This is a genomic window from Microbacterium sp. NPDC060117, assembly GCF_042729315.1.
GTDB lineage: Bacteria > Actinomycetota > Actinomycetes > Actinomycetales > Microbacteriaceae > Microbacterium.
The window spans coordinates 120,942-133,885 of sequence record NZ_JBHWXR010000004.1 but is presented as its reverse complement, the minus strand read 5'-3'; the positions used below and the strand labels follow the sequence as shown (position 1 = coordinate 133,885).

The following is a 12,944-nucleotide window of genomic DNA, read 5'->3' as shown; positions in this document are numbered from 1 at the left end:
CGCCCTCAACTCGCGGTCGCGGCGTCCGGCTGCGGGTCCGTCGGCGGCCGCTCCCCGTGCAAGGCCTCGTACACGTCGCCGATGAAGGCCTCGACGGCGAGGTCGCCGGTGACCGGGCCGCCCGCGAGCAGGCCGTCGGCGCCGAGCAGCACGGCGGACGGGGTGGCCCATTCCTCGATCGATCCGGCGACGTAGTCACCGCGGTCGTGCAGCGATTGCGGCTCCTCGCGTTCGGCCCAGCGGCTCGACGTCGGCTCCACCAGCAGCAGCCGCACGTCGACCTCGGGCAGCAGCGCGCGGTAGTGCGCCCGCCGGTCCCGGATCGTCTCGCACGGCTCGCACATCGACGACAGCGCGAGCAGCAGCAGCGGCTTCCTCGCGGCGAGCTCACGCAGATTCACCGCGGTGCCGTCCGCGAGCGTCACCGGCACCGACGGCGTGCGGCGACGCACGTACTCGAGCTCATCACCGCCCGGGGATCCGCCCGGAGCGTCGGAGGGGCCGCCGTCCGCACCCGCCGCGGATCCGGGAACCACCGGCACCCCGGGTGTCGTCGCCGACGGGCGCGCGGTCGCCCGCCACAGCACGAGCGCGGTGGTGACGACGGCGATCAGCGCCGCCAGCAGCCACGGCAGGTGCGCGATCCCCGCCACGAGTGCGCCGCCCAGCAGCGGGGTGCCGGCCGCGCCGAGCGCGGCGCCGACTGCGAGGGCGGTCAGCCAGATGTTCCGCACCACCGTCGCACCGGTGACTGGGGCGGGTGCCCCGAAGCAGGTGCACGATGCTCCCCCGCGGGCCGCGGCCCGCACGACCAGCACCGTGTAGGCGAGCATCAGGGCCGCGGCGACGGTGCCCGCGAGAGCGCCGAGCCAGCCACCGAGTGCCGCCACGGCGATGCCGAGAGCACCCTCGGCACACGGGTGCAGCCGCAACAACGCCGCACGCCGCAGCGGCCGGGGCACGCCGAGCGCCTCCCACTCCCGCAGGTCACCGGGCGAGCGCAGCTTCGCCACGGCGCTCACGAGCAGCACTCCCGCGAGCAGCAGCGGCAGTGTCACGGCGAACGGAACGGGCATGGTGCGATGCTATCCAGCGGGCGGCGGATCCGGGATGCAAGGAAGGCCCCGCCGAAGCGGGGCCTTCCTCGGGTGGGACCAGGGCGCATCACACTGCGGCGATGTACGCCTTCTCGGTCGAGTTGAAAGCGGTGCAGGAACCACCCTGGATCGGCGGCGCCGACGGGATCGTCGCGTTGGCCACCTGCGGCGCGCCGCCATTGACCGTGTACGTGATGCTCAGCGCGCCGTTCGAGCTGTTCGGCGCGTTCTGCGTCAGCAGCGCCGCGACGTAGGTCGTATGCGCCGGGATGGTGAACGGGTTGGTCTGGCTGGAACCGTTGTTGAGGTTCACCACCAGGACCGAGCCCAGGTTGCCGCCATCGAGCGTCGCGGACGTCACGTTGATCGTGATCGGTGCGCCCGTCGGGTTCGAGACGGTGAGACGGAACGCGTAACCCTTGTAGATGTTCTGCGAGTTGCCCGGGAGCTTGCAGCCGACGCCCGCGAGGGTGATCGGACACGGATTCTCGGGATTGAAATCGTTGCAGGCGCTCGCGGCCGCGAACGGCACGGTCGCGGCGACAGCTACGGCGGGCATGGCCCACGCCATTGCTTTGGTCACAGTGCGGCGGCTGATGCCTACCGACGGTTCGTTCTCAGACATATGCAGTTCCCCAGTCGAATGCAATGCGTTATGCGACCCCAGATGACGGCATAACGCGGACAAGACCGATGTTAGCGTATGAGCCAATATTCCGATACGGGGTTCGCAACGATTTCGCGGGAGGACACGCGCGATGGCACGGGATTCAGCCCGCAGGACGACGCCGCGGGCGCTGCTGCCGCAGCTCGGCACCCTGCTCCGTGTCACGGGCGCCCGTCCACGCCAGTGGATCCTGACCACGGTGGCCGCCTCAGTGGTCCTCGCGCTGCTCGACATGGCGGGCGTCGCCGCCATGCTGCCGCTCATGAGTCTCATCACCACGGGATCGCCTCAGGGCCCCGTGCTCGAGTGGGTCGCGTCGACGGTGGGCAGCTCGCAGCTCGCCGTGCTGATCCCCCTCGTCGGCGGTTTCATCGCGCTCGTCTTCCTGATCAAGACCGCCGGATCGCTGCTGTTCCGGTGGTGGCTGCTGGGCCGCACGACGCGGATCACCGCCCTCGCCGCGACGGAGCTGATGAACCGGTACGTGCAGGCGCCCTACGCCGCGCATCGGGCGCGCACGCTGAGCGTCGTCTACCGCAACATCAACGATGCGACCAATCAGGCGGCGAGCGTGCTGATGGCCGTGGTCACGATGTGCTCGGACGTGCTCGTCCTGGTCGCGATCATGGCGGTGCTCGCGCTCGCGGCACCCGGTGCCACGGTGTTCACCATCGTGCTGTTCGGCGGCATCGTGGGCGGGGTGCAGTTCGCCCTGCGGCGGCGCCAGCTGCGGATCGGCGAGACGATCGCCCAATCCGGCCTCGAGGCCTGGCAGGCGCTCATGCCAGGGCTGGAGGGCTTCCGCGAGACCCGGCTGAGCTCCCGCGGCTCGGCGTTCGTCAACGACTTCCGCGAGTCGCGGTTGCGCAGCGCCCGGGCCGGTCGTGAGCTGAGCTTCATGAGCGACGTGCCGCGCCACATCCTCGAGATCGCGTTCATCATCGCGATCGTGGGCATCTCGATCCTCATGTTCGCCGTCGGATCCGCCGGACAGGTGATCCCGGTGCTGGGGCTGTTCGCGACCGCCGCGCTGCGCGCGCTGCCCACCCTCACTCGGGTCTCCGCGAACCTCGCGACGACGCGGGTCGGCGGCGTGGGCCTGAACATCATGGTCGACGCGCTGGCCGAGCTGGATCCGGCCGACCTGTACGACGAGAAGCCGCGCAGCGACGAGCCGTACCGCGGCGACATCGTGCTCGACGACGTCACCTTCCGGTACGCGGACTCGGACGTGACGGTGCTGGACGGGCTCTCGCTCACCATCGGCGAGAACCGCACGGTGGCGTTCACCGGGGGCAGCGGCGCCGGCAAGACCACCGTGGTCGATCTGATCCTCGGCCTGTTCTCCCCCACGTCCGGCGTCGTCCGCTGCGGCGGGCGGAGCATCTCGGACGATCCGGCGACGTGGTACTCGGAGATCGGCGTCGTGCCCCAGGACGTGTACCTGCTCAGCGGCACGATCGCGCGCAATGTCGCCTTCGGAGTCGACCCCGCCGACATCGACCGGGATCGCGTGCACACCGCTCTCGCGCAAGCGCAGCTCGGCGACCTCGTCACGGATCTGCCCGACGGCATCGACACGATCGTCGGGGAGCGTGGCACCCGTCTCTCCGGGGGTCAGCGTCAGCGCGTCGGCCTCGCGCGCGCCCTGTACCTGCGCCCTCGGGTACTCGTGCTCGACGAGGCGACCAGCGCGCTCGACAACGCCACCGAGCACGAGATAGCGCAGACGCTGCAGTCCCTGCAGGGCACGATGACCATCATCATCGTCGCGCACCGGCTCTCGACCGTCCGGGCCGTCGATCACCTGGTGCATCTGCGCGACGGCGGCATCGCCGCACAGGGCACCTTCGAGCAGGTGCGGGAACAGGATCCGGAGTTCGCGCGCCTGATCCAGCTCGGCCGGCTGGAGTGATCCGCGCCCGGGTCTGAGCGCCTCCGCTCAGGCGGCCGCGGCGCTCGGCCGCTCGTCCGGAGCGAACTGCCGCTGCGCGAGTGCGCGCACATGCGGCAGCCGCGCGCCGATCCGTTCGCGCAGGGTCGTGTCGGCGAACAGGTCTGCGAGCGCTGTTCCGGCCTTGTCGCCGATGCCCGGCGCGGGGTCGAGGGTGTAATCCTCCAGGCCGAACATCCGCGCGAGGCCCTCCACCTTGCCCCGGGTGCGCAGCACGACGACGGGCGTGCCCTGCCCGAGGGCGAGGATCGACAGGTGCATGCGGCCGGTGACGACCGCAGACGCACGCGCCGTGAGCCACCGCACCTCGGCGGGGCGCAGCGCCCGTTCGACGAGCAGCACCCGGTCCGCACGAGCCGCCGCCTCCCCCGCGCGCCGGCACACGGCGAGGTCGTCGTCGGCGTCGCGCAGGCAGTGCGGCAGCAGCACCACGCGCATGCCCTCCGCCGTCAGCCGATCGATGAGCGCGACGAACTCGGGCACGAGATCGGTCCTGCGTTCGATGAGACCGCTGAGGTTGACGATGACGACCGGACCCGGATCCGGATGCTGCACCAGCCAGGCCGAGACGTCCGCCGGCTCCCGCTCGCCATCGGCCGCGAACACCAGGTCGGCGGCCTCGACCGCGGCGATCCCCGCACGGTGCAGTCGCTCGGCCGAGATCGGATCCCGCACGAACAACCGCGCCTCTCGTGCCGCCCGCGCCAGCGCTGCGGAAGCGGCGGAGTCGACCTTCTCACCCCAGCTGAAGCCCAGCAGCCGAGCGTCGGCGCCGAGCCGCCGCGCCAGCCGGAGCATCTCGGCGCGCGTCACCGCCTCTGCGCGGTTGTACCCGCCGTCCATGATGTCGGCGCCGATCACGGCGAACGACCGCGCGGCCCGGAGCTGGTCGGCGAGCGCGCGCACCTCGCGCCAGCGTCCGCGCAGGGTCCCGCCGCTCAGCAGCGGCGCGTGCAGCACCCGCACCCTGGCGCAGTCCTCCTCCGGGATGACGTAGGCGTCGGCGTCGCGCATGACGGCCACGACATCGCCCGGGGTGTTCGCGAGATACGCCTCGAACATCGCTTGATCGCCGATGTTGCCGCCGCCCGCGGGGAGCATCACAGCGTCCCGATCCCGATCCTGTTCCCCCTGGTCGGAGCCACGGCGGAGGGGACGGCGCCGCGGATGCGCCAGCACGCGCATCCGCTCCACGGCGTGCACGAGGCGCAGCCCGGCGTGGGAGAGGAGCGCCTGCCGAGCGCGCGCGTACAGGCTGCGCCTGAGCCGCGATTCGCGCCGCGTGGGTGCGACGGCGGGCACCGTCCGGGCCCCTTCTGTGATCGGCATGCGTCCTCCGCCGCGATGCTATTGCCTGTGACCGCGCGGTGATATACCTGTGTCGTGGTTCACCCGACCCCGTCGTCGCACGACGGATCCGGCCCTCGGGCATGAGGATCGTCAGCTTCTCCCTCGTCGTGCCCTATCCGGGCATTCCGCACGCCGGCGGTGAGTACTACCGTCGGCATCTCGGCGCTCTGAGCGCGCTCGGCCACGAGGTCACCGTCGTCGCCCCCGACACCGAGCTCAACCGGATCGGCCTCGCGCGCACGCAGGATCCCGACGGTGTGGTCCTGGTCGCGGGTGACGACTCCCGCGGCATGCGTGCCCTCGATCGTCTCGCGGCGTTCCTGCTGCCGCACTGGCTCGCACCCAGCAGGCGCAGCGCGCTGCGACGCAGCCCCGCCGTGCGCGAGGCCCTTCGGCATGCGGAGTTCGTCGAGGCCCAGTGGGAGGAGACGGCGTTCCTCCTGCGGGGCACGGCGGGACGGCGACCGACCGCGCTGGTCGCGCACGATGTGCCGCTGCAGCGGGAGCTCCGGTGGCTGCGATCCGCCCGGGCGCAGAGCGCCACCACCAAGGTCGTGTGGCGAGGATGGCGCGCGCTCGTGGTCGCCGTGACGCAGCCCTCGTCGTTCCGAAGCGCTGATGTCGTGATCGTGCTGAGCGACAAGGACGCCCGGCAGGTGCGTCGCGCCAGCCGGCGCCCGCGTGTGGTCGCACTCGATCCGCCGCTGTGGGATCCGGCCGAGCATCCCGATCCCGCACCGGGTGGAGCGGCCGGGCCAGACGGATCGGCCGTGTCAGGCGGAGAGGACATGCCGGGCGGATCGGCCATGTCAGGCGGAGAGGACATGCCGGGCGGATCGGCCATGTCAGACGGAGAGGACATGCCGGGCGGATCGGCCATGCCGGGCAGAGGACCCGCCGTGTTCGTCGCGGCCTTCGACCGGCGCGAGAACGTGGAGGCGGCCGTGTGGCTGCTGGACGAGGTGTGGCCCTCGGTGTGCGCGGCCCTGCCCGAGGCTGCGCTGATGCTCGTCGGCGTCCACCCTCCGGAGTTGCTGTACCACCGTGCAGCGCTGAGCTCCGGAGTGACCGTCACGGGCTATGTCGACGACCTCGACGAGGTCTATGACACGGCCTCGGCCGCGCTCGTCCCGCTGCACTCGGGGGCAGGCGTGAAGTTCAAGACGATCGACGCGCTGCTGCGCGGGCTCCCCGTCATCGCCACCACGGTCGGTGCGGAGGGGATCACCGACGACGACGGCCGGCACCCGTTCCCCGTGACGGATGATCCGCGCGAGTTCGCCGTGGCAGTGGTCACCGCACTCGGAGGCGCCTCTGCATCGGATTCCGAGGTGACCGAATGGGCGCGCACCCGGTACGGCACCGACCGCTACGCGCGCCGACTGGTCGAGCTGATCCCGGCGCTGGGCGTGCGCTCCCCGCTCTGAACACCCTCTGCGTCGAAGACGCGTTCCTGGGGGCGCCCCGCCTCCTCCCCCAGCCCGCATCGTGCGAGCGCAGCGGGCGCCCGACCTGTCGTGACCTCGGGTCGTCGAGCGAGGACGCGCGCGGCGCGACCGAGACGAAACGCGCGCTCTCGCGGCTGCTCACGCGATGTGTTCGGTGCGTGCGCGTCCGCCGAGGCGGGGTGGCGCCCCGGTGCCGGGTGGGGGCAGGAACCAGACTCTCGCGCGGATGCCGGCGCCGTCGACACGGATGTTCCAGCCGTTGTCGTGGATGAGGTGGTGGCAGGTCTCGCAGAGCAGCACACCGTTGGACAGGTCTGTTTTGCCGTGGTCGCGTTTCCACCAGTCGATGTGGTGGGCTTTGGTCATTCCGGGTGGGAGTCCGCAGAACGCGCACCCCCCGTCGCGTTCGGTGAGGGCGTGGCGTTGGGCGCGGGTGAAAAGGCGCCGGTCGCGTCCCCAGTTCAAGACCTCCCCGTCGTCCCCGCACACCCAGCTGGTCATGCCGCCCCCGCCTGCCATGCGGCGGACGGTGTCGATGCTGACCGGCTGCTCGATCCCGTCGATCAGCCCGAACCCGGTGCCGTGCTCCAGGTCGATCGCGTTGACGCGGACGATCACGGTCGCCCCGTTCAACGTCTTGTTCCGCTGACAGGTGAGGGCATGTTCGGCGAAATGGACGAGAGCGTCAGCCTGGACCTGCACCACGCTGCGCCGATCCGCATCCGGGGCGACCGGGTCCCGACCCTCACGTTTCGCGGCGAACTCGGCAGACACGAACCCCTCGATCGCCGTCTTCACCGCCGCCGCCCGTCCCGGATCCAGCACCGCGTTCACGTGCAGCATCCCATCCCGCTCGAACAGGGTCAGCGACGCCCGCGCCCGCAACTCGTCCTCCCGCGGGGCGACACCATCCGGATCCAGATGCGCCTCCAACCGGGTCACCATCCGCCGCACCTCGTCCAACGACAACCCGGGCGCCTTGCCGACCAGGAACTCCTCCGCCTGCGCGACGGCCCCACGGCCGACTTTCACGATCATCCGGTCCAGGAACGTGACCAGCAGATCCGTCACCGCCGCGCCGATCCGGCCCACGGCCAGCGCCTCCCGCAGTGCGGGGAACTTCGCCGGCAGCGGCTCACCGATCAGGTTCGAGCGCGGTGCGGTCGCCTCCCCGACCTTGACCAGCCGGGTCGCGTCCCCCGTCGACGTCCCGGTGGTCGTCGCGATCAGTTGGGCCGTGTTCCGGTAGCCCTGCTGCTTCGCCAAAGACTCCGGCCCCAACTCTCGCCGCGACTCGTACGCGATCGCCGCCGCGACCTCTGCATGCACCGCTCCTGAGGAACGGTGCAGCAACCCCAGCACGTCGTTCACTGCCACCAGCTGCGCGCGCGACAGATCCCCGCCAGACCGCGCATCACCCCACGCCTCCACCAGAAGCCGGGTGGCTTCCAGGAGCGGATCAAGGGTGCTGGTCATGCTCCGATCCTACCAAGAATCGAAGATATGTTCTAGAGTTGTCCACAGGAAGATTTCACTTCAGACCTGGGAATTCCCTGCACTTGCAAGACGCCGCACCGGTCGCTCCGCCCGCTTCGACGGGCCCGGCGTCCCGCCGCCCTAAGCTGGCCCCATGGGCGAGCGTCGCGTCATCCACGCCATCACGCCGGGCGACCACTTCTCCCCCCGCACCGGATCCGCGGTTCCGACGGTGGTGCACCTGCTCGCGGATGCCGCCGTGCGTGCGGGCGACGCCCGTCATGGCGTGATCCTGGACCGCACCACCATGTCCCCGCGGTATGACGGCGTCGACCTGATCGAGTACGACGGCGCACCCGGTGTGACCCGCAACGGCCACTACTTCGATGCCGCGGCAGGGCGCCTCGGCCTGCTCCGTCCGCGGGTCGCGCAGTGGTTCGCCCCGCTCGCGGATGCGGTGCGCGCGCTGCCGGAGGCCGATGTGCTCGCGCACAACGCGCCGATCCTGCCCCGGCTGCTGCGCGGCAGCGGCCACCGCGTGTCGATCTATGCGCACAACCAGCTGTTCCGCACCTACGGACCCCGCGAGGCGGACCGCATCGTCGGAGAGGCGGCGGCGGTCATCTGCGTGAGCGACGCTCTGGCCGACGAGACCAGCGAGCTGCTTCCGCGCGCACAGCGATCGAAGGTGGCGGTCGTGGAGAACCCGGTGGACACCTCCCGGTTCTCCCCTGCCTCGCAACGGGCCACCGGCTCCCGTCCCGTTCGCGTGCTGTACGTCGGGCGGATGATCCCGTCGAAGGGCCCCGACGTGCTGGCCAGGGCGGCCAGGGCTTTCGGACCGGACGAGGCCGAGTTCGTGTTCGTGGGCAGCCACGAGTTCGACCCGAATGCGCCCGCCACCCCCTACGAGCAGGAGGTGCGCGACCTCGCCCTCGCGAGCCGTGCCACGGCGACCTTCCTGCCGTTCGCCGACAGGGACGCCCTCCCCGCCCTCTATCGCGACGCCGAGGTGCTCGTCGTGCCCTCGGTCTGGGCCGAGCCCAGCGGGCTGATCCTGGGCGAGGGCATGGCGAGCGGCCTGCCGATCATCGCCTCCCGCACGGGCGGCATCCCGAGCGTGGTCGGAGACGTGGCCGTGCTCGTGCCGCCGAACGATCCCGACGCACTGGCCGCCGCACTGCGCGAGCTCATCGCGGATCCTGCGGAGAGGACCCGGCGCGGCGAGGCCGGCCTGCGCCGGGCGGAGCAGCGGAATCCGGACTGGGCGTGGGCGCGGCTGCGCGCACTGCTCGAGCGGATCTGATCCGGGTCGGCGCCCCCAGCCCCAGGACGGGGCCGGGTCCGGGTCCGGGTCCGCGAGACCGAACCGTCGTCGCGAGACCGACGATGAAATCCTCGGTCTCGCGACCCCGTCTCGGTCTCGCTGTCAATGGCCCGGGTCAGCCGATGGCCCGAGTCAGCGCCCCCAGCGCCGCAGCGGACGCACCAGGGCAAGGTGTGCGAGGGCGTCCAGCTGGCACCGCAGCGCGAAGAGCACGCGTCGCGCGCGCAGTTCGCGGCGTGCGGCGGCCGACTTGACCCGGAACTTGTGTCGCTGCATTCCCCGCCATGCCGCCCGCAGGGCCTGCCGATCGGCGGTGGAGTTGTCGGCGGAGAAGTACGTGCGCGCCCAGACCGCGCGGCTCTCGCGCACATTCAGCACGGTGTTCCCCGAGGCGTTCGCCCCGTGGCGGCGATATCCGACCAGGATCTCGTCCAGCGGCACGATCGGACCGCGCCGGGACAGGCGCACCAGGGCGTCCCAATCGTCGGCCACTCGATATGAAGGATCGAACCCGCCGATCGCGTCGATCGCATGGCGTCGCAGCACGATCCCACTCGGCGGGTAGAGGTGATTGGCGAGGAACAGCTCGGGCAGCGTGGCGTCCTCCTCGGGTGCGAGCGACACTACGTGCCCGCCGCGCACCGCCTCGCGCGCCCGCATGAAACGAGCGAACTCCCCGTCCCCGAGTGGGGCGGAGCCGGCATCGATCCAGTCCGCGACCGCATATGCGCCGACCGCGTCCGGTCGTGCGGAGAGCACGCGCAGCAGCCGCTCGTACAGCACCGGGGCCACGAGGTCGTCGTGATCCATGAAGACCACGTACTCGACGTCGGCGCCGAGCAGCGCCAGCCCGGCGTTGCGGGTGCGGGCGATGCCCTCGTTCTTCTTCTGCACGAGCGTCAGCCGCGGGTCCTCGAACGCGGTGCGCACGATCTCGGCACTGCCGTCGGAGGATCCGTCGTCGAGCACGATCACCTGCAGCGCGGAGTGCGTCTGCGCGAGCACCGATCGCAACGTCTCGGTGATGTGGCGGGCGCCGTTGTAGAGCGGGATGATGATCCCGATCGTCGCCTCGCCGGCTCGTCCTGCGGTCACCTGCGCTCCTGTGCCGGTCGCCCACACCTGAGGATGTGCCACCTCGAGTCGATGATAGCCAGCGCGATCCGCGGCGCGTGCGTCCAGCGACGAGGGTGAGCCGGATCCCGCGCGGGCATACTGGAACCGCACACGGACAGGAGGCGAGATGGCGCGAGCCCGAGCCCTGCACGGGTCGACGGGCCGCGGGGCGATGCGCGCCTCGACGGCGTCGTCGCCTTCTCAGAGCGCGGTCCTCTGGCTGAGCGTCGAGGTGCCCGACCGGTTCGGACAGGGTGGGCAGCGCCGGCAGTACCACCAGATCGCCGCCCTGCGCGAGCACGGACGACGGATCGTCGTGGTCAGCCCGGCAGGACCCCAGGACGACTCCTCGATCGCGGCGCTCACCGAGGTGATCCGGCCGCGGCTGCACGTCAAGGGCAGGGCCGTGCCCGGCGCGGCCCGGCGACTCGCTCGGCTCGTGCGCAGTCCCCGCTGGGAGGCGATCGCGCTGTCGCACCAGGATTCGGTCTGGCTGCTGCCCGAGGGCGTCGGCGCTCCCGTGCTGCTCGACGTGCACAACGCGATGAGCGCCTGGCTCCTCACCCGTGGTCTTCCCGACCAGGCCGCGCAGCACCGTCAGCTGGAGGCGCGGGCGATCACCCGCGCCGAGGGGGTGATCACCTGCTCCGACACGGAGCGGATCCGGCTGATCGAGCAGCATCCGGACGCGGCGCCGCGCGTCTTCACCGCGCCTCTCGGCATCGACCCCGCGGAGTGGCCCGATCGCGAGTACTCCCGCAGCGCGCCCCTGGTCGCCCTCTTCGGCGGCTGGGCCTGGGAGCCGAACCGGCGCGGCCTGGACTGGTTCCTCGGCGAGGTCTGGCCGCTGCTGGCCGCCCTGGCCCCCGATGCGCGGTGCCGGATCGCCGGCACCGGACTGGACGGGGCGGTCGCCCTGCCGGCGGGCGTGGAGTTCGTCGGAAAGGTGCCGAGCCTCGTCGACTTCACGGCGGAGGCCACGGTCGTCGCGGTGCCCGTGATCGACGGCGTCGGCGCGGCCATGAAGTTCGCCGAGGCCCTGGCCACAGGCGCGGCGGTGATCGCGACGCCCGATGCCGCCAGCGCCTTCCCCGGCTCTCATGCGGAGGTCTCCGCGGATCCGGCGGCATGGGCGGCGTGGATCGCGGATCGCCTCGCGCACCGGGACTCGGAGCCGGCGCCTGCGCCCGAACGCGCGCAGGTGCTCGCGGAGCGGACCTGGGCCGAGTGCGTCGCCCCCATCGAGCGCTGGCTGCAGTCGCATGCGCGCGCCGAGCCCGGCACGGGATCCGGCACGGGATCCGGCACGGAATCCGGCACGGGATCCGGCACGGGATCCGGCGCCGGATCAGGCGAAGAGCCCGGTCCTGCCCCCGGTGGCGGATCCGTCGACCCGCCTCCCGGACGGGAGGCGACATGACCCGCCCGCAGCTCTCCTTGGCGACCATTGCGACCGAGGTCCCGATGGGCGCCCAGGCCTACCAGCAGCAGATCGGCGAGCGCGCGCGGGCGGCGCTGGCGCAGGCCGGACCCGAGCCGTGGACCGTGCGCCCCCTGGTGTTCCGCTCGCTCCGCTCACCGCTCGCGGGCAACCGCCGCCTTCCGCTCGGGCGCGTGGCGCAGGCGTCGGAGCGCGCTCGTGCCGCCCTCGGCCGCGCGTTGTACGCCGGCGACACCGTGTCGCATCGGATGGCGCTGGAGCTGCCGCCGTCTCCCCACGCGGATGTGATCACGCTGCACGACGTGGTGTCCTGGCGCTTCCCCGACGAGTCGGCGCCCGTCGCCGCCGCGGCCGCCGAGGCGCGGCGGGCGGCGGCCGTGATCTGCGTGTCGGCGTTCACCGCGTCCGAGGCCGTGGACTTCCTCGGCGTGACGGATCCGCATGTCGTCCCGAACGGGGTGGATCCGCGCTATCTCGACGCGGCGCCGCTGTCCGCCGAGGCGCGTGCGGCGCTGGGGCTCGAGCAGCCGTACGTGCTGCACGCGGGGGGTGCGGCGCAGCGCAAGAACCTCGACGCCCTGGCGGCCGCCTGGCCACGGATCCACCGCGAACGACCCGGCCTGCTGCTGGCGCTCGCCGGACCGGCGCACCCCCGCCGCACCGAGCTGTTCTCCGGCATGGCGGGGGTGCGCCTGCTCGGGCGCCTGCCGGACGAGCTCATGCCAGGTCTCGTCGCCGCTGCCCGGGCCGTGGTCGTGCCCTCGCTCTACGAGGGTTTCGGGCTGCCGGTGCTCGAGGCGATGGCGGCACGCGTGCCCGTGGTCGCGGCGAACACCAGCAGCCTGCCCGAGGTGGCGGGCGGGGCGGCCCTGCTCGTCGAGCCCACCGCCGACGGGGTGACCGACGGCGTGCTGGCCGCGACCTCGGGCGACCCCGCCGTCGACGGGCTGATCACCGCCGGCCGCGCCCGCGCGGCGGAGTTCACCTGGGAGCGCTCCGCGCAGGGGCACGCGGACGTCTGGCGCACCCTGCGATGACCGCTTGCGGGACCCGTCGCGGCGATCGGTG

General features: G+C 72.0%; 10 protein-coding genes. 5 read left to right on the top strand and 5 right to left on the bottom strand.

Features of this window, described 5'->3' with window-relative positions:
* Window positions 1-5: 5 nt before the first annotated feature.
* On the bottom strand, window positions 6-1,076 hold the full coding sequence (locus tag ACFWCK_RS16470; protein WP_378806869.1) for a MauE/DoxX family redox-associated membrane protein: 1,071 nt from the start codon (window positions 1,074-1,076) through the stop codon (window positions 6-8).
* Between the two features lie 88 nt (window positions 1,077-1,164).
* Window positions 1,165-1,656 (bottom strand): hypothetical protein, encoded by a 492-nt coding sequence (locus ACFWCK_RS16465; protein ID WP_378806868.1) that lies wholly within the window; start codon window positions 1,654-1,656, stop codon window positions 1,165-1,167.
* A 199-nt stretch (window positions 1,657-1,855) separates the two neighbouring features.
* Between ACFWCK_RS16465 and ACFWCK_RS16460 the strand changes: the two genes are divergently transcribed.
* The gene (locus ACFWCK_RS16460; RefSeq protein ID WP_378806867.1) at window positions 1,856-3,679 is read left to right on the top strand and encodes an ABC transporter ATP-binding protein; all 1,824 of its coding nucleotides are present in this window, start codon (window positions 1,856-1,858) and stop codon (window positions 3,677-3,679) included.
* A gap of 27 nt (window positions 3,680-3,706) precedes the next feature.
* Here the strand turns inward: ACFWCK_RS16460 and ACFWCK_RS16455 are convergent, their stop codons facing one another.
* A complete protein-coding gene (locus ACFWCK_RS16455; RefSeq protein ID WP_378806866.1) occupies window positions 3,707-5,047 on the bottom strand; it encodes a polysaccharide pyruvyl transferase family protein in 1,341 nt (446 codons plus the stop codon).
* 101 nt (window positions 5,048-5,148) lie between these two features.
* Between ACFWCK_RS16455 and ACFWCK_RS16450 the strand changes: the two genes are divergently transcribed.
* Window positions 5,149-6,495 (top strand): glycosyltransferase, encoded by a 1,347-nt coding sequence (locus ACFWCK_RS16450; RefSeq protein WP_378806865.1) that lies wholly within the window; start codon window positions 5,149-5,151, stop codon window positions 6,493-6,495.
* Between the two features lie 159 nt (window positions 6,496-6,654).
* Here the strand turns inward: ACFWCK_RS16450 and ACFWCK_RS16445 are convergent, their stop codons facing one another.
* Window positions 6,655-7,992, bottom strand: a complete 1,338-nt coding sequence (locus ACFWCK_RS16445) for a DUF222 domain-containing protein (RefSeq protein ID WP_378806864.1) — start codon at window positions 7,990-7,992, stop codon at window positions 6,655-6,657.
* Between the two features lie 154 nt (window positions 7,993-8,146).
* Here ACFWCK_RS16445 and ACFWCK_RS16440 point away from each other — a divergent pair, with 154 nt between their 5' ends.
* Window positions 8,147-9,298, top strand: a complete 1,152-nt coding sequence (locus ACFWCK_RS16440) for a glycosyltransferase family 4 protein (protein WP_378806863.1) — start codon at window positions 8,147-8,149, stop codon at window positions 9,296-9,298.
* A gap of 153 nt (window positions 9,299-9,451) precedes the next feature.
* Here ACFWCK_RS16440 and ACFWCK_RS16435 read toward each other — a convergent pair whose 3' ends face one another.
* On the bottom strand, window positions 9,452-10,414 hold the full coding sequence (locus tag ACFWCK_RS16435) for a glycosyltransferase (protein ID WP_378806862.1): 963 nt from the start codon (window positions 10,412-10,414) through the stop codon (window positions 9,452-9,454).
* Between the two features lie 148 nt (window positions 10,415-10,562).
* Between ACFWCK_RS16435 and ACFWCK_RS16430 the strand changes: the two genes are divergently transcribed.
* Window positions 10,563-11,855, top strand: a complete 1,293-nt coding sequence (locus ACFWCK_RS16430; RefSeq protein ID WP_378806861.1) for a glycosyltransferase family 4 protein — start codon at window positions 10,563-10,565, stop codon at window positions 11,853-11,855.
* On the top strand, window positions 11,852-12,913 hold the full coding sequence (locus ACFWCK_RS16425) for a glycosyltransferase family 4 protein (RefSeq protein WP_378806860.1): 1,062 nt from the start codon (window positions 11,852-11,854) through the stop codon (window positions 12,911-12,913). The genes ACFWCK_RS16430 and ACFWCK_RS16425 overlap by 4 nt, the downstream gene beginning before the upstream one ends.
* Window positions 12,914-12,944 lie beyond the last annotated feature (31 nt).